The following is a 17,469-nucleotide window of genomic DNA, read 5'->3' on the forward strand; positions in this document are numbered from 1 at the left end:
CGTCACGGAGGTCCGGCCTTGTAACCCACTCCTCGAACGGTCAGGACAACTTGCGGGTTCTCCGGGTCTTTCTCCACCTTGGCCCGCAGACGCTGGACGTGCACGTTCACCAAGCGGGTGTCCGCCGGGTGACGGTATCCCCACACCTGTTCGAGCAGCACATCACGAGTAAACACCTGGCGCGGTTTGCGTGCCAGCGCGACCAGCAGATCGAACTCCAGCGGGGTCAGCGAGATTTGCTCGCCGTTGCGGGTGACTTTGTGTGCGGGAACGTCGATGTCGACATCGGCGATCGAGAGCATCTCGGCCGGCTCGTCGTCGTAGCGCCGCAGCCGCGCCCGAACCCGTGCCACCAGCTCCTTGGGTTTGAACGGCTTCATGATGTAGTCGTCGGCACCCGACTCCAGACCCAGCACCACATCGACGGTGTCGGTCTTGGCGGTCAGCATCACGATCGGCACCCCGGAGTCGGCGCGCAACACGCGGCAGACGTCGATGCCGTTCATGCCGGGCAGCATCAGGTCCAGCAACACAAGGTCGGGACGCCACTCGCGCACCGCGGTAAGTGCCTGGCTGCCGTCACCGATGACCGCGGTATCGAAACCCTCGCCGCGCAACACGATGGTGAGCATCTCGGCCAGCGAAGCGTCGTCGTCGACGACGAGAATCCTTTGCCTCATGGTGTCCATGGTGTCACCAGTTCGCGACAAAACTGAGCTATCAGACCCGCGTTTCTTCTCGCAGCTCACTCGGCGAGCAGCACGCCGGCCAGCTTGCCGGGGTCGACGTCGGCGCCAACCACCTGCCACCGGCCGCCCCAGCCCGCGGCGGCTAGCCCGGCGTACACCACAGCGGTGCGCCGTTGTAGCTCGTCGTCGCGTTCATAGGCGTCGCGGTCCCGGCCCACCTCGTGCGTGGCCCTGCTGCGCGCTCGCTGCCCGGCGAGTTCAGTCGAAACATCAAGCAACACTTGGTAATCCGGCATCGGCAAGTGCAGCCGACGGTACTCGATGTCATACACCCAGGCCACCACCTCGCCGGTGGCGTCCTGGTGCAGGCGGGCCGCGCTGTAGGCCGCATTGGAGGCCACGTAGCGGTCCAAGATCACCACGTCGTGGTCACCGCGGGCCTTTTCGATCTCGGCTGCCGCACCGGCACGGTCCAACGCGAACAGCAGCGCCATCGCATACGCGCTCGACGCGAGATCCCCGTGCTGACCCCGCAGCGCCTCACCGGCGACGTCGGCAGTCACCGACTGCCCGTAGCGCGGGAAAGTGAGGGTGGCAACCGACTTTTTGCGGGCCTCGAAGGCCGATTGCAGGCCCCGCGACAATGTCCGCTTGCCAGCGCCGTCGACCCCTTCGATCGCGATCAGCACGGCGCGAGCCTAACGCGCCAGCTCCGGCTCTATTCTGGCTCGGCGTCCCAGCTGCCCGGCACCATCGGAACACTGGGGGCATCGCCGAACCCGTCACCGGGCAACGTCACCAATCCCGCGGCAGTTGCCTGGGCAGGCTGGGGCATGGTGCCCGCAAAGCCGAGCGGGCCCGAGCGCTGATCGGACGCCATTGTCGACGGCTCCGGGTCCATGTATTCGTAGCGGTGGCCGCGGTCTTTTTCCTCGGCGCGGCGTCGACGGGCTCGCGCCTGTTCACGAGCCGACGGTGCCGTCGTCGCGGCGGCGTCGCTGCCCAACGCCGCCTCCTGATCCTTGCTGCGAGCCCGACGGCTGCTCACGCTGCTGTGCGCCGCGGCGTTCGTTGTGCCCACCGCGTAGAACCCCGAAGCCGTCGCCGATGTGGTCGGGCCAACGCCGGCGTCGGGGCCGCCGCCGCCGGGCTGGCGTCAGCCGGTGTGGCCGGGTTCGGCGCGGCTGGGCTCGGCGCCGCCGAGGCGCTGGCGGCGCTCGCCGGGACGGCGCCCGCCTGCGCCGCAGTCGGCGACGCGCTCGTGGGTGCGGGAGCGGGTGCGACGGCGGGTGCCGTCGTGTCGGCGGAGGGCGCCGCCGACAATCCCGCCAAGCCCGCTAGGCCGGCCGTGCCCGCCACGCCCGCCGAAACTACACCGGCCAGCATTGCCGGGACGGCCAACGGCGCTACCTGGACGGCGGGCCACACCAGCATCAGTGTGTGGAAGATTGCCCAGGCGAGCGCGGTCGCAAGGACCGGCGACATGCCCGGGATCTGCATCAGCAGCGAACTCACCGCATTGGCAAAAGGGACCGCGGGGATGGGCCAGCCGTTGGGGTAAATCAGCTTGCCCAGCGGCCACGCGAAGTTCTGGGTGTAGTCGGAAAGCCACGCCGCCAGCTGGTCTTGCCACGACGTGGCCGCGCTGGCCTGCTGCTCGGTGGCCGAGGCATCCGCGCTGTTGAGGTGGGCACCGGATTGCGTGGCCGGGACCACCGCGGCCGCCTGCGTTGCCTCCGCGGTAGCTTCATGCCCCGACGCGACGATCTGGGGCGCGGGCGCGGTGACCGGCACCGATGCGAGCGCCGATCCAGCGATCACTTGGTAGGTGCTCATCGTCTCGGCGGCTTGCACCCACATCCGCGCATAGTCGGCTTCGTTCAGCGCGATCGGAATCGTGTTGATGCCGAAGAAGTTTGTGGCCACCAGCACCGCGTGAATCGCGTGATTGGCGGCAAGTTCGGCCAGCGTGGGCATGGCGGCCAGCGCGGAGGTGTAGGCGGTGGCCGCCGTCTGGTGCATCGTCGCAGCGACCGTGCTCTTGGCGGCACTGTCAACCAGCCAGGCCAGATACGGGCCGTGGGCGGCGACATATTGCTCCGCGCTGGGCCCCTGCCAGGCCCCGGCCTGCACCGCCCCCAATAGCGCGGTGAGTTCCTCTGCCGCCGAGGCATATTCAGCGCTCAACGACGACCATGCGCCCGCGGCGCTCAGCAAGGCCTCGGGCCCTGGCCCGCTGCTCAGCAAGGCCGAGTGCACTTCGGGCGGCAACGCCATCCACACCGGCGCGGTCATAACCGGACCACCTGCCGCAGCGACACGAAAACCCTCCCAGGAATCTGGCGTGGCATACCTACAGTGGTCGCTTCCCGGCCCGGTCGAGTTCCGCGCAGGTTTGCCTTTGTGTGCCTTTGTGCCCAGGCACACGGATGCGCGAGGATGCAGGGATGCGGTGTGAAGTTGCGCGTGAAGCGCTGTCGGCGCGACTCGACGGCGAGCGTCATGCTGTGCCGGCGCAGCGCGTCGATGCCCACCTGGGTTCGTGCCCGGATTGCCGGGCCTGGCTGATCGGGGTGGCCATGCAGACCCGCCGATTGGCCGCCGCCGAGGTCGGCCACGGCCCGGACCTGGTCGACAAGATCATGGCGATGGCCGGTTTGGCAACGACGGCGCCGCGTCGGCGCTGGCCGCACCGGCTGGTTTCGGGCTACCGGCGATGGGCACTGATCGCCGTGGGTGTGTCCCAGGTCGCGGTCGCCTTGGCGCAAATCGCCGGAATCGACTTCGGATTGGCGTCCCCGCACGGGCATGGCGCAGCGACCGGGATGCACTTGTTGCATGAATCCACGGCCTGGTTGTTGGCGTTGGGACTGGCAATGGTCGCCGCCGGCATATGGACCGCGGCGGCCGCCGGCGTTGCCGCGATCGCCACCGCGTTCACGGCGGCGCTGCTGACCTACGTCGCCATCGACGCATACCACAGCGAGGTCACCGCCGCGCGGATCGCCAGCCACCTGCCGCTGCTCCTGGGGGTCCTGTTCGCCTGGCTGGTCGCACGCCAACGGGCCGGGGCGCCAACGGAACACGCCACCGCCGACGCCCGGGCCGTCGACCCTCTGCCTGCCGTCACCGTCCCGCGCGGTCGACGGCGCGGACATCTTTGGCCGATCAACCGCTCCGCCGCCTAGCTTGGCTTCTACGACAATCGGTCGTAGAACCGCGCCGGTCGGTTTAAGGTGAATGGTCATGACCGCGCGTAGCGACGACGAGGCCGTAACCGCGCTCGCCTTGGCGGCTGCGCGTGGAAACTCCCGGGCGCTCGAAACGCTCATCAAAGCCACCCAGCAAGACGTGTGGCGGTTTGTCGCCTACCTCTCCGACGCCAACAGCGCCGACGACCTGACCCAGGAAACTTTCCTGCGGGCGATCGGCGCTATCCATCGGTTCTCCGGACGCTCCAGCGCCCGCACCTGGCTGCTGTCGATCGCGCGTCGCGTGGTCGCCGATCACGTCCGCCATGCGCTGTCGCGACCCCGCCGCGTGCATCACACCGACCCCGAACACCTGCTTCACCGCGACCGTCCCGCCCGGGGATTCGAAGACGTGGTGGAGGTGACGACGATGATCGCCAAACTGTCCGCCGACCAACGGGAGGCGCTGCTGCTCACCCAGCTGCTGGGATTGTCATACGCGGACGCGGCGGTGGTGTGCGGGTGCCCGGTCGGCACCATCCGCTCCCGCGTCGCCCGCGCCCGCGACGCTCTGCTGGCCGGCCTGGACGTCGACGACCTGACCGGGTAGCGCGCGACCGCCGGGTTGCACGAACAGCCGCAAAAGCACGCCGTACCACGGGTTTTCGTGCGCTTTTGCGTCTGCTCGCCGGGGCTCAGTAGCGGTAGTGGTCGGCCTTGTAGGGGCCGTCGACGTCGACGCCGATGTACTCGGCCTGCTCCTTGGTGAGCTTCGTCAGATGCCCGCCGAGCGCCTCGACATGGATGCGGGCCACCTTCTCGTCGAGGTGCTTGGGCAGCCGGTATACCTCGTTGTCGTACTCGTCGTGCTTGGTCCACAACTCGATCTGGGCGATCACCTGGTTGGAGAAGCTGTTGCTCATCACGAACGACGGGTGCCCGGTGGCGTTGCCGAGGTTGAGCAGCCGGCCTTCGGAGAGCACGATGATCGAGCGGCCGGTATCCGGGAAGGTCCACAGGTCGACCTGCGGCTTGATGTTGGTCTTTCTGGCCCCGGAACGCTCCAACGCGGCCATCTGAATTTCGTTGTCGAAGTGGCCGATGTTGCCCAGGATCGCCTTGTCTTTCATCGCCCGCATGTGCTCGAGCGTGATGATGTCCTTGTTGCCAGTCGCCGTGACGACGATGTCGGCCTCGTGGATCACGTCCTCGACGGTCTTGACGTCGAAGCCCTCCATCAGCGCCTGCAGCGCGTTGATCGGGTCGATCTCGGTGACGGTGACCCGCGCGCCCTGGCCCTTCATCGACTCCGCGCAGCCCTTGCCGACGTCGCCGTAGCCACAGATCAGCACGTTCTTGCCGCCGATCAGCACGTCGGTGCCACGGTTGATGCCGTCGATCAGCGAGTGCCGGCAGCCGTACTTGTTGTCGAACTTGGATTTGGTCACCGAGTCGTTGACGTTGATCGCGGGAAATGCCAGATCACCCGCCGCGGCGTATTGGTAGAGCCGCAGCACGCCCGTAGTGGTCTCCTCGGTGACGCCTTTGACCGACTCGGCGATCTTCGTCCACTTGGTCTTGTCGGTCTCGAAACGACGCCGCAGCAGGTTCAGGAACACCTTGTGCTCGGTCGAATCGTCCTCGTCAGCGGGCGGAACGACACCAGCCTTCTCGTATTGCATGCCACGCAACACCAGCATCGTGGCGTCCCCGCCGTCGTCGAGGATCATGTTGGCGGGCTCGCCGGGCCAGGTCAGCGCCTGCTCGCAGGCCCACCAGTACTCCTCGAGCGTCTCGCCCTTCCAGGCGAACACCGACGTGCCCTTGGGCTCCTCCGGCGTGCCGTGCGGGCCGACGACGACCGCGGCCGCGGCATGATCCTGGGTGGAGAAGATGTTGCACGACGCCCACCGGACTTCGGCGCCAAGCGAGGTCAACGTCTCGATCAGCACTGCGGTCTGCACGGTCATGTGCAGCGATCCCGAGATGCGGGCGCCTTTGAGCGGCTTGACGTCCGCGTACTCACGCCGCAGCGACATCAATCCGGGCATCTCATGCTCGGCGAGCTCGATCTCCTTGCGGCCGAAGTCGGCCAACGACAGGTCGGCGACCTTGTACTCGATGCCGTTGCGAACGTCGGTGCTCAGCGCGTTTTCCGTGGTCGTCATGGTGTGCACCCAATCCTCGTCGAGTCAACTACTTAGCTTGCTTATACATTAGTCGCGATCCGGCGAGCCCGTGACGCCGGGTCACGGCGCTTCGATCACCCCGTAGCGCTCAGCGGCGGGGGTAAACAGCCGCGCTAAATCTGCGGCGACGTCGTGGTCGGCTTCCGGCGGCATCGACACATAACTCATTGCCAGCCGCACGATCGCGCGCGCCAGGATACCCGCGTCGTGCTCGCTGGCCCGCACCCAACTGTGCATGAACAAGGATGTCAGCCGCTGCGAGCAATGGGTGAGGATGGGGCCGCTGTCGATGGTGATGAGCTGTAACAGATCCGGCTTTGCCACCCCGGTCAACAGGGAGATCACCAACGGGTCGGCCGCCGACTCGGTGAAGAACGCCCGAAAGCTGTACAGGAACGCGGCGTAGATGTCGCCGACGTTGTCATGGATCGCCTGCTCGACGAGGTCCACCAGTCGATCCGCGAGCCGCAGCGCATAACCCTGCGCGAGGCCCTGCCGGGACCCGAACTCGTTGTAGATGGTCTGCCGGCTGACACCCGCGGCGCGCGCCACGTCGGCCAAGGTGATCGCCGACCAGTCGCGGGCCAGCAGCAACTCCCGCATCGCGTCGAGCACCGAATCGCGCAGAAGGGCCCGCGACGCCTCGGCGTAGGGGACCCGTTTCACATCCGCGACACTAGTTGTCACGAACGCGCGACTTCCACCATCTCGAAGTCAGATTTGGCCGCGCCGCAGTCTGGGCAGCTCCAGTCGTCGGGAATGTCGTCCCAGCGGGTGCCGGGCGCGATGCCGTCTTCTGGCCAGCCCAGCGCCTCGTCGTATTCGAAGCCGCACTGCATGCAACGAAACAGCTTGTAGTCATTCATGATTCGCTCCTACCGGTTCGAAGTCGACCTTTTCCCGCACCCCGCAGTCTGGGCAGCACCAGTCGTCGGGAACCTGATTCCACGGTGTGCCGGCCGGAAAGCCTTCGCGCTCAGCCCCTTTGGCTTCGTCATAGACGTAATCGCACACCGGACAGCGGTAGGCGGCCATCATGTCGACGCCCCGTATCTGGTCAGCAGCTTCCGCCGGCGGCGCGGGTGGACGTTGGCGCGGGTGATGTCGCCGCCGTAGTGGGCCAGCACCCGCTGGTCCATGACCTTGCGCCACAGCGGCGGGAAGTAGGTCAGCGCGATCATCGACGCGTAACCACTGGGCAGGCTAGGAGCGTCGGCGAAGCTGCGCAGCGTCTGGTAGCGGCGCGTCGGGTTGGCGTGATGGTCGCTGTGCCGCTGCAGCTGATAGAGGAACAGGTTCGTCACGATGTGATCGGAGTTCCAGCTGTGCTTCGGCGTGCAGCGCTCGTAGCGGCCGTTGGGGGTCCTCTGCCGCAGCAGCCCGTAGTGCTCGAGGTAGTTCACCGATTCCAGCAGCGAAAAGCCGAACACGGCCTGAATGATGACGAACGGGATCAGCGCCGCGCCGAACACCGCGATCAGCGCGCCCCACAGCACGACCGACATCCCCCAGGCGTTGAGCACGTCGTTCGACAGGTGCCATGGGCTTTTGTTGAGCCGCCGCAGCCGCTGGGCCTCCAGCCGCCACGCCGAGCGCAGGCTGCCAAAGACGCTGCGCGGCAAGAACTCCCAGAATGTCTCACCGAAGCGGGACGACGCAGGGTCTTCTGGTGTGGCGACCCGCACATGGTGGCCGCGGTTGTGCTCGATGTAGAAGTGCCCGTAGCAGGACTGGGCCAGCGTGATCTTGGACAGCCACCGCTCCAGCGACTCTTTCTTGTGGCCTAGTTCGTGCGCGGTGTTGATCCCGACGCCGGCCAGTGTGCCCACCGACAGTGCCAGCCCGATCTTTGCCGGCCAGCTAAGCGGCCCCGGAAAGCCGAGCCACGTCAAGTTGGATGCCGTGAAGAGGTAGGCACCCAGGACGACGCTGGCGTATTGGAACGGGATGTACAGGTACGTGCAGTAACGGTAGTAGCGATCGTTCTCCAGCCGCTCCATGACCTCGTCGGGTGGGTTCTGCCCGTCGGGCCCGAAACGCAGGTCCAGGGCCGGCAGCACGATATAGAGCAGGATCGGGCCGACCCAAAACAGCGCCTCGGCGGCGCTGTGCCAGCCGGCCTGGTTCATGGCCCACACGATCGGCAGGATCACCAGCAACATGGTCGGGGCAACGAGCCCGAGCAGCCACAGGTTGCGCTTCTTGTCGTGCCACGTCACCGCGTCGGCGGCGACGAGCTTGGCGCCTTCACCGGCCATGTCGTCCAACCTCCTTGTGAATCACACCACGTGTGGTTGGACAATACATGGCTTAACGTCTGCTGTCTAGACACAGACAGCCTATTTGTAAAGCCTATGGCATCACTGGCGTCGGTTCGGGCTCCGGGCTGGCCTCGTCGCTCGGCGGCCGATTGGCCAGGACCGAGTGCCGTCGGCCATAGCCGACATAGATCGCGACGCCGACGACCATCCAGACCCCGAACCGGATCCAGGTCAGGCCGGTGAGGTTGAGCATCAGCCACAGGCACGCGCACACCGACATGATCGGCAGCAGCGGCGCCCAGGGGACTCGGAATCCCCTGTGCAGATCTGGACGAGTCCGGCGCAGCACGACGATTCCTGCCGAGACCAGCACGAACGCGAACAGCGTTCCGACGTTGACCATCTCCTCGAGCTTGGCCATCGGGAACACCGAGGCCGCAATCGCAATCAGCAGTGCGACCAGCACGGTGATTCGCACGGGCGTGCCGCGTGCGCCGGTGGTTGCCAGCTGCCGTGGCAACAGTCCGTCTCGGGACATCGCGAACAACACCCGGCACTGCCCGAGCATCAGCACCATCACCACCGTGGTCAGCCCCGCCAACGCCCCCACCGAGATGACCCGGGACGCCCAGTGCACGCCGTTCGCGGCGAACGCCGTGGCCAGGTTCGCGTGATGGCCGGTCGGGGTATCCCGCAGTTCGGTGTATCGAACCATCCCCGACAGCACCACGGAGACCGCGACATAGAGCACAGTGACGATGGCCAGCGTGGCCAGGATCCCGCGGGGAATGTCACGGTGGGGGTGTTTGGTCTCCTCGGCCATGGTTGCCACGATGTCGAACCCGATGAACGCGAAGAACACGATCGAGGCGCCGGCCAACACGCCATACCAGCCGTAGTGGCTGGTATGCGCGCCGGTCAGCAGCGACAACACCGACTGGTCGATGCCGGTGCCACCGTGCTCGGATTCGGGCGGGGGGATAAACGGCGAGTAGTTCGCGGGCTTGATGTAGAACGCACCGACGATCACCACCAGCAACACCACCGCGATCTTGATCGCGGTGACGACGGCGGAAAAGTGTGCCGACAACTTGGTGCCCAGCGCGAGCAGCGTCGCCAGCATTCCGATAATCAGCAGCGCTTCCCAGTCGAGACTGTAGGGGCCCAGATTTGTTGTCTCTCCGGCAAAGCCGAACACGGTCCCGAAATAGCTTGACCAGCCCTTGGCCACCACGGCTGCGCCGATCGCCAACTCCAGGACCAGGTTCCAGCCGATGATCCAGGCCAAGAATTCACCGAAGGTGGCGTAGGAGAACGTGTACGCGCTGCCGGCCACCGGCAGCATCGAGGCGAATTCGGCATAGCACAACGCGGCCAGCCCGCAGGTGGCCGCCGCGATCAGAAACGATATCCAGATCGCCGGGCCGGTGATGTCGCCGGCGGTCGACGCGGTGACGGTGAAGATGCCCGCCCCGATCACCACCGACACGCCGAACACGACCAGATCCCACCAGGACAGGCTTTTGCGCAGCTGGGTTGTCGGCTCGTCGGTGTCGGCGATCGACTGCTCGACCGACTTGGTACGCCATCGACCGGCCATGCACCGCGACAGTACCGACTAGTCTCCGAGGATGCGCGGTGAAAGCCCACGCGGACACGCGGTTGTAATCGGGGCCAGCATCGCGGGGCTGTCGGCCGCGCGAGTGCTCTCGGAGTTCTACGACCGGGTGACGGTGTTCGAACGCGACGATTTGCCGTCCGGCCCGGCCAACCGCGCCGCGGTTCCCCAGGGTCGACACCTGCACCTGCTGATGGCCCGCGGCGCCCAGGAATTCGAGGACTTGTTTCCCGGTCTGCTGGCGGACATGGTCGCCGCGGGTGTGCCCATGCTGGAGAACCGCCCGGATTGCATCTACTTCGGCGCAGCCGGCCACGTCCTGGGGACCGGGCACACCCTGCGTAGGGAGTTCACCGCCTATGTGCCCAGCCGGCCGCATTTGGAGTGGCAGATCCGGCGTCGCGTCAGCGGCATCAGCAACGTCGAGATGCAGCGGCGCTCGGTCGCACAACCGCGTTTCGACGTCGCCGCGCAGCGGGTGACCGGGGTGCTGCTGGATTCGACGGGCGAACCCGAGTTCGTCGCCGCTGATCTGGTCGTCGACGCGACCGGCCGGGGCAGCCGACTACCGGTGTGGCTGCGGCAGTGGGGTTTCCCGCAGCCGCGCGAGGACGTCGTCGACGTCGGCATCGGCTACACGTCACACCAGTTCCGCATGCCGGAGGGCGTGATCCGGGAAAAGGTTGTCGTCGCGGGCGCGTCTCGGGAGCAGCCGTTGGGACTGGGCATGTTGGCCTACGAGGACGGCACTTGGGTTCTCACTACCTTCGGTGTCGCCAAAGTTCAACCGCCGCAGAGCTTTTCCGAGATGTTGGTGCTTGCTGAGAAGCTGCTGCCGGCGCACTTCACCGCTGCACTTGAGCGAGCCGAGCCGATCGGGGAGGTGGCGTCGCATCGCTTCCCCACCAGCAGATGGCGCCGCTACGACAAATTGGACCGTTTCCCGGCGGGGATCCTACCGCTGGGGGATGCGGTGGCCAGCTTCGATCCCACCTTCGGCCAGGGCATGACGATGACGTCGCTGCAGGCCGGTCATCTACGGCGGGCGCTGCAATTCCCTACCCGTAAGGTGGCGCACGAACTCAACCGCGCCACCGCCAAGACGACCTACCCGGTGTGGCTGATGAACGCGATAGGCGATCTCACGTTCCACCACGCCAGCGGGCCTGCCCCGTGGTGGTATCGCCCCGTGGGTGAGCTGTTCGACCAGTTCCTCGGCGCCGCGGAGACCGATCCTGTTCTCGCCGAATGGTTTTTGCGTCGGTTTTCGCTGCTGGACAGCCTCTACATGGTGCCGTCGCCGGCGTTGATCGCGCGAGCCATCCGCCACAACATGCGGCTGTGGCTGGCCGAGCGCCGGCAGCTCTGGCGCGAGCGCTACCGGGGAACCGCGCGATCCAGGTCAGGCTCGAGGTAGATCACCCGCGCAGCCGGCACCGCTGCGCGCACGTTGGCCTCAGCTGCGTCGATGGTGGCGGCGATGGTGGCCAGCTGAACCTGCGGAGCCACCGCGATCTTGGCGGCCACCAACAGCTCCTCCGGGCCAAGGTACTGGGTGCGCAGATGGATGAGCCGCTCGACGTGCTCGGTGGATTCCAGCGCCGTTCGGATTGCCTGGGTCTGGGCCGTGGTGGCGCCCTCGCCGATCAGCAGGCTGTGCATCTCGACCATCAACACGATCGCGATCAGCCCGAGCAGCACGCCGATGCCGATCGTGCCGATGCCGTCCCACACCGGGTCACCGGTCACGGCGGTGAGCCCGACCCCGGCCAGCGCGAACACCAAGCCGACGAGCGCGCCGGTGTCTTCCAGCAGCACCACGGGCAGCTCGGGATTGCGGGAAGTGCGGATGAACCGCCACCAGCTACTGTTGCCTTTCAGTGGCCGCGACTCGACCATCGCCGTGCGAAAGCTGAAGGCTTCCAAGCCGATTGCCACGGCCAAGATGACCAAAGCCACCGCGGGCGAGCTGAGCTCTGCCGGGTGGGTGATCTTGTGGTAGCCGTCGTAGAGAGCAAACACCGAGCCGAGCGTGAACAGCACCAGGGCCACGACAAACGACCAGAAGTAGCGGCTGCGGCCGTAGCCGAACGGATGCAGCGCGTCAGCGCGTTTGCGGGCCGCGCGCTGGCCGAGCAGCAGCAGGGCCTGGTTGGAGGTATCGGCCACCGAGTGCACCGACTCGGCGAGCATCGACGAGCTGCCCGTGACCAGGAAGCCGACGAACTTGGCGGCGGCGATGCCCGCGTTGGCGGCCAGGGCGGCCAGGATCGCGCGGATGCTGTTGGTTGACGTCACAGGCCCACGGTGGCCCGAAACAGCTTGCTGGGCTCGCGCGCGACCAGCCGGATCGGCCCGTCGTCGGCGGCCACCCATGCCGCCATGCCCCGGTTGAGGGTCAGAGCGCGGGATTTGCCGTGGACGGCCGTCGACCCTTCGGTGCACAACAGGATCTGAGGTCCGTCGTGACGCGACGGCGCGTCGACCTCGTGGCCGAGGTGTTCGTCGGCGAGCGTGAGCACCGACACTGCGAACTCGGGTGCCGGGGTGTCGTAGATGAGCTCAAGTCCGTCCCGGTGCACCGGTGGGCGCAGCTGCGCCTCGGTGGTCGGGGTGAAGTCGAGCACCCGCAGCAGCTCCGGGACGTCGACGTGTTTGGGCGTCAGCCCTCCCCGTAAAACGTTGTCGGAGTTGGCCATCACCTCGACCGCGACGCCGCGCAGATAGGTGTGCAGATTGCCGGCCGGCAAGAAGATCGCCTCCCCGGGAGCCAAGCTGATCCGGTTGAGCAACAAGGCCGCCAGGACACCGGCGTCGCCGGGATACTGCTCGCCGAGCTCCAACACGGTCTTGGCTTCGGCAGCGAATTCCGTTGCGCCGGAAGTGACATAGTGGATCGCGCCCTCGAGCACGGCCGGTATCAAAACGTCGATGTCGGGCTGCGGAGCGGTGATCCAGGTGGTGAACAACGCCCGCAGGCCGTCGGCGTCGGATTGGTCGTTGAGCAACTCGATGTAGGGGTCGAGGTCCGAGACGGCCAACGCCCGCAGCAGCTCGACGGTGCGGTCCACCGGACGGAACCCGGCCAGCGCTTCGAATGGCTGCAACGCCACTAGAAGTTCGGGCTTGTGCCGGTTGTCGCGATAGTTGCGGATCGGTGAGGAAACCGGGATGCCGAGCCGCTCCTCGCGAAGGTAGCCTTCGATCGCTTGTTCAGCGCTCGGATGGGCCTGCAGCGACAGCGGCTCGTCGGCGGCCAGCACCTTGACCAAAAACGGCAGTACGTCGCCGAACCTGGTGCGCGCCGCCGAGCCCAGTTGTCCCTCTGGGTCGGCGATCAGCGCATCCAGCAGCGAGGTCTCACCGTCGTCGGTCTCCAGCCAGGCCGGGTCGCCCGGATGCGCGCCGAGCCAGAGTTCGGCCTCTGGGTGGGCAGCCGGCACCGGCCGCCCGGTGAATTCGGCGATAGCGGTCCGCGATCCCCACGCGTACGTCCGTATCGCCCCGCGTAGCAATTCCACTGTCTATTTATCCCCGCACCAGTCGCAGATAAACCGCGGCCATTTCCAGCCGAACGGCCAATATTGCCAGCTGCTGTTCGGCACCGAGCCCCGTCACCGCCTCGGTGGGTGCCTCCGGCAGGTCCGGGACATCCTCAGCGATGACGATATCGACGTCGAGCCCATTGACCCGGGCGGCCACCACCGTCCGCTCCGCGGCCAGGGTCAGCGCCACCACGCGCGGCCGTTCGGGCAGTGGCCCGTCGATCTGTTCGTCGTGGAAAAGGCTGTCGGCCGCATCGCCGAACCCGGCCCGCAGCGCCACCACCGCGTCGGCCAGCCCGCTGGCGGCGACCACCTGATGGGCGATCCGCAGCAGGACCGAGCACCCGTGCCGGGCCAGCGCCAGGGTGGCAGCGCAGTCACCGGCCAGCACGACACGACGACCCGACATGCGCTCGGCCAGCGTCTTGGCCGGATTGGTGAACAGTTCACGTCCCGCGCTGTTGCGCAGCGCTTCGGTGTCGAGCTCATCGGCCAGCCGCGCCAGGTCGATTCGCAGACCCGGGTCGACGCCGGCCAGCACGGCCAGCCCGGCGGCCAGATACCGACACAACACGAAGTCGTCGGGCACCGGCAGCCGCGGTTCCAGCACCGCGACCCGCCCTGCGGTCGTGTCACGCAGCGGGCCCTCATAGGGCGCCGCGACGACCACCCGCGCGCCGCGGCGCACCCCGGTCGCCGCAGCCCCGACCAGCGCAGGATCGCCCGGGTCGTCGCCGGCCACGATCAGCACGTCCAGCGCTCCGATCCACGACGGCGCTTCGGCGGTAACGACGATCGGCTCGCCGCACGAACCGCCGACCGCCGCGGCCAGCATGGCGCCGGCGCTCGCGGCGGTACCGCGGCCGGCTACCCAGACCAGGGTGCGGGGACGGTCGCCCCCGCGGATCGAGTCCAGCGCACCTTCGTCGGACGCGGCGGCGGTGGCGCGCACCTGCGCGCCGCCATCGACGCCGCCCGCAACAGCCCGTCTCGGTCGGCGGCGATCAGGCCTTCGGTGTCGTCGATATCGATCGTGGCGCCGATAGCGTTCACGTCACGGCCTCCCGCTGACCGGCGAATTGCGCGATCTCGTCGGCGATCTGCGCGACCACCGCCTCGACGTCTTCGGCGCAGCGCCCCTCGACGTTGAGCCGCAGCAGCGGCTCGGTGTTGGAGCTGCGCAGGTTGAACCAGCTGCCGTTGCCCAGGTCGACCGTCACCCCGTCGAGGTGATCGATGGAGTGGATCCGGGTGCCGAACGACTTCAGCACAGCCTCGGTTGCCGACGCCGCGTCGGCGACGGTGAAGTTGATCTCGCCGGAGGATTCGTAGCGTTGGTAGTCGGCGGTCAGCTCCGACAGTGGCCGCCGCTGTTCGCCAAGTGCGGCAAGGACATACAGCGCGGCCAGCATCCCCGAGTCGGCACCCCAAAAATCGCGGAAGTAGTAGTGCGCCGAGTGTTCGCCGCCAAAAATGGCCCCGGTGTCGGCCATCAGCGCCTTGATGTAGGAGTGCCCGACGCGGGAGCGCACCGGCGTGCCGCCACGCTCGATCACCAATTCCGGCACCGCGCGCGAGGTGATCAGGTTATGAATCACGGTTGCGCCGATCTCCCGGTCCAGTTCACGCGCGGCGACCAAAGCGGTCACGGTCGACGGCGACACCGGCTGACCACACTCGTCGACGACGAAGCAGCGGTCGGCGTCGCCGTCGAAGGCCAGCCCGATATCAGCGCCCTGGTCAACGACAAACTGTTGCAGGTCGACCAGGTTGGCCGGATCCAATGGGTTGGCCTCATGATGAGGAAACGAGCCGTCGAGCTCGAAATACAGCGGCAGCAACGTAATCGACTCCACCGGAGCGAACACGGCCGGAGCCGTGTGGCCGCCATGCCGTTGCCGGCGTCCACCGCTACCCGCAGCGGACGCAGGTCTGACAAGTTGACCAGCGAGCGCAAAAAGGCGCCGTAGTCGGCTAGCACATCGCGATCGGTGACGCTGCCCGGGGGCCCGTCGTAGCCGGGGACGCCGGCGATGAGTTCGTCGCGGATGGTGGCCAGCCCGGTGTCCGCGCCGACCGGCTTGGCACCCGCTCGACACATCTTGATGCCGTTGTATGCCGCCGGGTTGTGACTGGCGGTGAACATTGCGCCGGGGCAGTCGAGCATGCCCGACGCGAAATAGAGCTGATCGGTGGAGGACAAGCCGATGCGGACCACGTCGAGACCCTGACCGGTGACGCCGGCGGCAAAGGCAGCTGCCAGCGCCGGTGAGCTCTCGCGCATGTCGTGGCCGACCACGACCTGGTGGGCCCCGTCGGCACGCATCAACCTGGCAAAAGCCGCGCCGACGTCGGCGGCGAGGGACTCGTCGATTTCGTCCCCCACCAAGCCACGCACGTCGTACGCCTTGATCACACGGTGGACAGCCGCGGCGGGCCGAGACATGACAGGGCTCCTGACGAAGGGACTCTTGGTCGCCAGCCTAACCATTCTGGTCGGCCTCGCTGTAGGTACGCCAGCGCGCTCGTCGCCGGCTACTCCCCGCGCTCGGTCGGGGGGTCCGGCAGTACCCGCAGGTGCCCCCGACGGCGTCCGCTTCCGCTGGATTGGTGGGCGGTGGAAGCCAGCGCGCCGGTATTCACGGCGCTGGCCGGTGCCCCAGAAGACGCGCCGCCAGGATCACAGAAGCCGTTGACCGGGGGCCGATTTGCCAACCCGCCGCGGCCTTCGCGCACCGCGTCGGCGAGGGCCACCAGATCGTCCTCATCCGGGTTCGGCAAGGGGCCGGGATGGCGAACAAGTTCCCACCCGCGCGGCGCGGTGATCCGGCCGGCATGGCCGACGCACAGATCCCACGAGTGCGGCTCGCGCGCGGTGGCCAGCGGACCGATCACCGCCGTGGAATCCGAGTAGACGAACGTCAACGTCGCCACCGCGTGGTGCGGACACCCGGGCCGGCAGCAGCGACGCGGAGCATTCACGGTCGAGAGGCTATCGTGCGGAAACGACGCCACGGGGCCGGACACGCGCATTGGGCGGGGCCGCGATGTGCAACCGTTACCATCGGCGCGTGAGCGATTCTCGCGGCTCGCGACGAGGCAGTCGGTCCGCGCGGCGCTCGGCAGCGCGGCGAGGACGCGAGATGCGTGGGCCGCTGCTGCCGCCGACGGTGCCAGGCTGGCGCAGCCGGGCCGAGCGTTTCGACATGGCGGTGCTGGAGGCCTATGAGCCCATCGAGCGCCGGTGGCAGGATCGGGTGTCGGGGCTTGACGTGGCGGTTGACGAGATCCCGCGCATGTGTCCCAACGACCCCGACAGCGTGCAGTGGCCGCCTGAGGTCGTCGCCGACGGGCCGATCGCGCTGGCCCGGTTGATCCCCGCCGGTGTCGATGTCCGCGGCAACGCCACACGCGCACGAATTGTATTGTTCCGCAAACCGATCGAGCGGCGTGCGAAAGACACCGTCGAACTTGGCGAATTGCTGCACGAGATTCTGGTGGCTCAGGTGGCGACGTATTTGGACGTCGACCCCTCAGTCATCGACCCCACGATCGACGACGACTAAACGTGTCGACTAGCCCGGGCGCGTTAGATGATGCCGCGCTTGAGGCGACGGCGCTCCCGCTCGGAGAGGCCACCCCAGATGCCGAAGCGCTCGTCGTGTGCCAGCGCGTACTCCAGGCACTCGGCGCGCACCTCACAGCCCAGGCAGATCTTTTTCGCCTCGCGAGTGGAGCCGCCCTTCTCGGGAAAGAATGCCTCGGGGTCGGTTTGCGCGCACAGCGCACGGTCTTGCCATTGGTCGCGGGTCACGGGCCCCAGCGGAAATACGTTGGCAGCGTCGGAAACCAGACTCAAATGGGGCCGCCGCGCCGGACCCGTTGTCGCCGAGCCGGTATTGGTGTGCGGTGTCCCTCCCACTACGCCCCGCAGGTGCTCATAGGACATGCTCCGCCTCCTCACCTGGATTCGCTG

Annotated in this window: 18 protein-coding genes and 2 pseudogenes; 4 read left to right on the forward strand and 16 right to left on the reverse strand. The window is 67.3% G+C overall.

Features of this window, described 5'->3' with window-relative positions:
* Nucleotides 1-2: 2 nt before the first annotated feature.
* Genes mtrA through MYXE_RS17765 form a run of 4 tightly spaced genes read right to left on the reverse strand, consistent with a single transcriptional unit; the run spans nucleotide 3 to nucleotide 2,984 of the window.
* On the reverse strand, nucleotides 3-689 hold the full coding sequence (gene mtrA, locus MYXE_RS17755) for a two-component system response regulator MtrA (protein WP_039889815.1): 687 nt from the start codon (nucleotides 687-689) through the stop codon (nucleotides 3-5).
* Between the two features lie 56 nt (nucleotides 690-745).
* Entirely contained in the window at nucleotides 746-1,378 is a 633-nt protein-coding gene (locus MYXE_RS17760; RefSeq protein ID WP_085196699.1) for a dTMP kinase, read from the reverse strand.
* A gap of 29 nt (nucleotides 1,379-1,407) precedes the next feature.
* On the reverse strand, nucleotides 1,408-1,737 hold the full coding sequence (locus MYXE_RS24690; protein WP_232061642.1) for a PPW family C-terminal domain-containing PPE protein: 330 nt from the start codon (nucleotides 1,735-1,737) through the stop codon (nucleotides 1,408-1,410).
* Entirely contained in the window at nucleotides 1,734-2,984 is a 1,251-nt protein-coding gene (locus MYXE_RS17765; protein WP_232061643.1) for a PPE family protein, read from the reverse strand. The genes MYXE_RS24690 and MYXE_RS17765 overlap by 4 nt, the downstream gene beginning before the upstream one ends.
* 152 nt (nucleotides 2,985-3,136) lie before the next feature.
* Between MYXE_RS17765 and MYXE_RS17770 the strand changes: the two genes are divergently transcribed.
* Nucleotides 3,137-3,877 (forward strand): DUF2275 domain-containing protein, encoded by a 741-nt coding sequence (locus tag MYXE_RS17770; RefSeq protein WP_161552113.1) that lies wholly within the window; start codon nucleotides 3,137-3,139, stop codon nucleotides 3,875-3,877.
* Nucleotides 3,878-3,935: 58 nt separating this feature from the next.
* Entirely contained in the window at nucleotides 3,936-4,490 is a 555-nt protein-coding gene (sigC, locus tag MYXE_RS17775; RefSeq protein ID WP_003920070.1) for an RNA polymerase sigma factor SigC, read from the forward strand.
* 85 nt (nucleotides 4,491-4,575) lie between these two features.
* On the opposite strand, the gene ahcY is transcribed toward sigC, so the two are convergent.
* The 6 genes from ahcY to MYXE_RS17805 form a co-directional block, all read right to left on the reverse strand.
* Nucleotides 4,576-6,048, reverse strand: coding sequence for an adenosylhomocysteinase (ahcY, locus tag MYXE_RS17780; RefSeq protein ID WP_003920071.1), 1,473 nt, complete (start codon nucleotides 6,046-6,048; stop codon nucleotides 4,576-4,578).
* An 81-nt stretch (nucleotides 6,049-6,129) separates the two neighbouring features.
* Entirely contained in the window at nucleotides 6,130-6,756 is a 627-nt protein-coding gene (alkX, locus tag MYXE_RS17785; RefSeq protein ID WP_161552114.1) for a TetR family transcriptional regulator AlkX, read from the reverse strand.
* Nucleotides 6,753-6,935 (reverse strand): rubredoxin RubB, encoded by a 183-nt coding sequence (gene rubB / locus MYXE_RS17790; RefSeq protein ID WP_003920074.1) that lies wholly within the window; start codon nucleotides 6,933-6,935, stop codon nucleotides 6,753-6,755. The genes alkX and rubB overlap by 4 nt, the downstream gene beginning before the upstream one ends.
* Nucleotides 6,928-7,104 carry a rubredoxin gene (locus MYXE_RS17795; protein ID WP_003920075.1) on the reverse strand — a complete coding sequence of 59 codons (177 nt, stop codon included), beginning with the start codon at nucleotides 7,102-7,104 and terminating at the stop codon, nucleotides 6,928-6,930. Before MYXE_RS17795 ends, rubB begins: the two co-directional genes overlap by 8 nt.
* Nucleotides 7,104-8,327 carry an alkane 1-monooxygenase gene (locus MYXE_RS17800; RefSeq protein ID WP_085196707.1) on the reverse strand — a complete coding sequence of 408 codons (1,224 nt, stop codon included), beginning with the start codon at nucleotides 8,325-8,327 and terminating at the stop codon, nucleotides 7,104-7,106. The genes MYXE_RS17795 and MYXE_RS17800 overlap by 1 nt, the downstream gene beginning before the upstream one ends.
* Nucleotides 8,328-8,421: 94 nt before the next feature.
* Nucleotides 8,422-9,930 carry an APC family permease gene (locus MYXE_RS17805; RefSeq protein WP_085196709.1) on the reverse strand — a complete coding sequence of 503 codons (1,509 nt, stop codon included), beginning with the start codon at nucleotides 9,928-9,930 and terminating at the stop codon, nucleotides 8,422-8,424.
* A gap of 31 nt (nucleotides 9,931-9,961) precedes the next feature.
* Between MYXE_RS17805 and MYXE_RS17810 the strand changes: the two genes are divergently transcribed.
* On the forward strand, nucleotides 9,962-11,365 hold the full coding sequence (locus MYXE_RS17810; protein WP_085196711.1) for an FAD-dependent oxidoreductase: 1,404 nt from the start codon (nucleotides 9,962-9,964) through the stop codon (nucleotides 11,363-11,365).
* Here MYXE_RS17810 and MYXE_RS17815 read toward each other — a convergent pair.
* The 5 genes and pseudogenes from MYXE_RS17815 to MYXE_RS17835 all read right to left on the reverse strand — a co-directional run bounded on the left by MYXE_RS17815 (nucleotide 11,326) and on the right by MYXE_RS17835 (nucleotide 16,475).
* Nucleotides 11,326-12,246 carry a cation diffusion facilitator family transporter gene (locus MYXE_RS17815; RefSeq protein ID WP_085196713.1) on the reverse strand — a complete coding sequence of 307 codons (921 nt, stop codon included), beginning with the start codon at nucleotides 12,244-12,246 and terminating at the stop codon, nucleotides 11,326-11,328. The two genes, MYXE_RS17810 and MYXE_RS17815, sit on opposite strands and share 40 nt — an antisense overlap.
* The gene (gene manA, locus MYXE_RS17820) at nucleotides 12,243-13,469 is read right to left on the reverse strand and encodes a mannose-6-phosphate isomerase, class I (RefSeq protein ID WP_003920082.1); all 1,227 of its coding nucleotides are present in this window, start codon (nucleotides 13,467-13,469) and stop codon (nucleotides 12,243-12,245) included. Before manA ends, MYXE_RS17815 begins: the two co-directional genes overlap by 4 nt.
* Before the next feature lie 7 nt (nucleotides 13,470-13,476).
* Nucleotides 13,477-14,546: pseudogene (locus MYXE_RS17825) on the reverse strand (TobH protein).
* Nucleotides 14,543-15,939, reverse strand: a pseudogene (locus tag MYXE_RS17830) (phosphomannomutase/phosphoglucomutase). Before MYXE_RS17830 ends, MYXE_RS17825 begins: the two co-directional pseudogenes overlap by 4 nt.
* An 89-nt stretch (nucleotides 15,940-16,028) precedes the next feature.
* The gene (locus MYXE_RS17835) at nucleotides 16,029-16,475 is read right to left on the reverse strand and encodes a DUF3499 domain-containing protein (protein ID WP_197904873.1); all 447 of its coding nucleotides are present in this window, start codon (nucleotides 16,473-16,475) and stop codon (nucleotides 16,029-16,031) included.
* Between the two features lie 161 nt (nucleotides 16,476-16,636).
* On the opposite strand from MYXE_RS17835, the gene MYXE_RS17840 reads away from it, so the two are divergent.
* Nucleotides 16,637-17,059 carry a metallopeptidase family protein gene (locus MYXE_RS17840; RefSeq protein ID WP_003920087.1) on the forward strand — a complete coding sequence of 141 codons (423 nt, stop codon included), beginning with the start codon at nucleotides 16,637-16,639 and terminating at the stop codon, nucleotides 17,057-17,059.
* Nucleotides 17,060-17,082: 23 nt separating this feature from the next.
* Here MYXE_RS17840 and MYXE_RS17845 read toward each other — a convergent pair whose 3' ends face one another.
* Nucleotides 17,083-17,442 carry a WhiB family transcriptional regulator gene (locus MYXE_RS17845; RefSeq protein WP_085196717.1) on the reverse strand — a complete coding sequence of 120 codons (360 nt, stop codon included), beginning with the start codon at nucleotides 17,440-17,442 and terminating at the stop codon, nucleotides 17,083-17,085.
* Between the last annotated feature and the right edge of the window lie 27 nt (nucleotides 17,443-17,469).

Source organism: Mycobacterium xenopi (genome assembly GCF_009936235.1).
Classification (GTDB): domain Bacteria; phylum Actinomycetota; class Actinomycetes; order Mycobacteriales; family Mycobacteriaceae; genus Mycobacterium; species Mycobacterium xenopi.

What these genes read in the sequence shown, in the direction of transcription:
- mtrA (WP_039889815.1), bottom strand. Translation starts at nt 689, where the DNA reads ATGGACACCATGAGGCAAAGGATTCTCGTCGTCGACGACGACGCTTCG.
- MYXE_RS17765 (WP_232061643.1), bottom strand. Translation starts at nt 2,984, where the DNA reads ATGACCGCGCCGGTGTGGATGGCGTTGCCGCCCGAAGTGCACTCGGCC.
- MYXE_RS17770 (WP_161552113.1), top strand. Translation starts at nt 3,137, where the DNA reads ATGCGGTGTGAAGTTGCGCGTGAAGCGCTGTCGGCGCGACTCGACGGC.
- sigC (WP_003920070.1), top strand. Translation starts at nt 3,936, where the DNA reads ATGACCGCGCGTAGCGACGACGAGGCCGTAACCGCGCTCGCCTTGGCG.
- ahcY (WP_003920071.1), bottom strand. Translation starts at nt 6,048, where the DNA reads ATGACGACCACGGAAAACGCGCTGAGCACCGACGTTCGCAACGGCATC.
- rubB (WP_003920074.1), bottom strand. Translation starts at nt 6,935, where the DNA reads ATGAATGACTACAAGCTGTTTCGTTGCATGCAGTGCGGCTTCGAATAC.
- MYXE_RS17795 (WP_003920075.1), bottom strand. Translation starts at nt 7,104, where the DNA reads ATGGCCGCCTACCGCTGTCCGGTGTGCGATTACGTCTATGACGAAGCC.
- MYXE_RS17800 (WP_085196707.1), bottom strand. Translation starts at nt 8,327, where the DNA reads ATGGCCGGTGAAGGCGCCAAGCTCGTCGCCGCCGACGCGGTGACGTGG.
- MYXE_RS17805 (WP_085196709.1), bottom strand. Translation starts at nt 9,930, where the DNA reads ATGGCCGGTCGATGGCGTACCAAGTCGGTCGAGCAGTCGATCGCCGAC.
- MYXE_RS17810 (WP_085196711.1), top strand. Translation starts at nt 9,962, where the DNA reads ATGCGCGGTGAAAGCCCACGCGGACACGCGGTTGTAATCGGGGCCAGC.
- MYXE_RS17840 (WP_003920087.1), top strand. Translation starts at nt 16,637, where the DNA reads ATGCGTGGGCCGCTGCTGCCGCCGACGGTGCCAGGCTGGCGCAGCCGG.
- MYXE_RS17845 (WP_085196717.1), bottom strand. Translation starts at nt 17,442, where the DNA reads ATGTCCTATGAGCACCTGCGGGGCGTAGTGGGAGGGACACCGCACACC.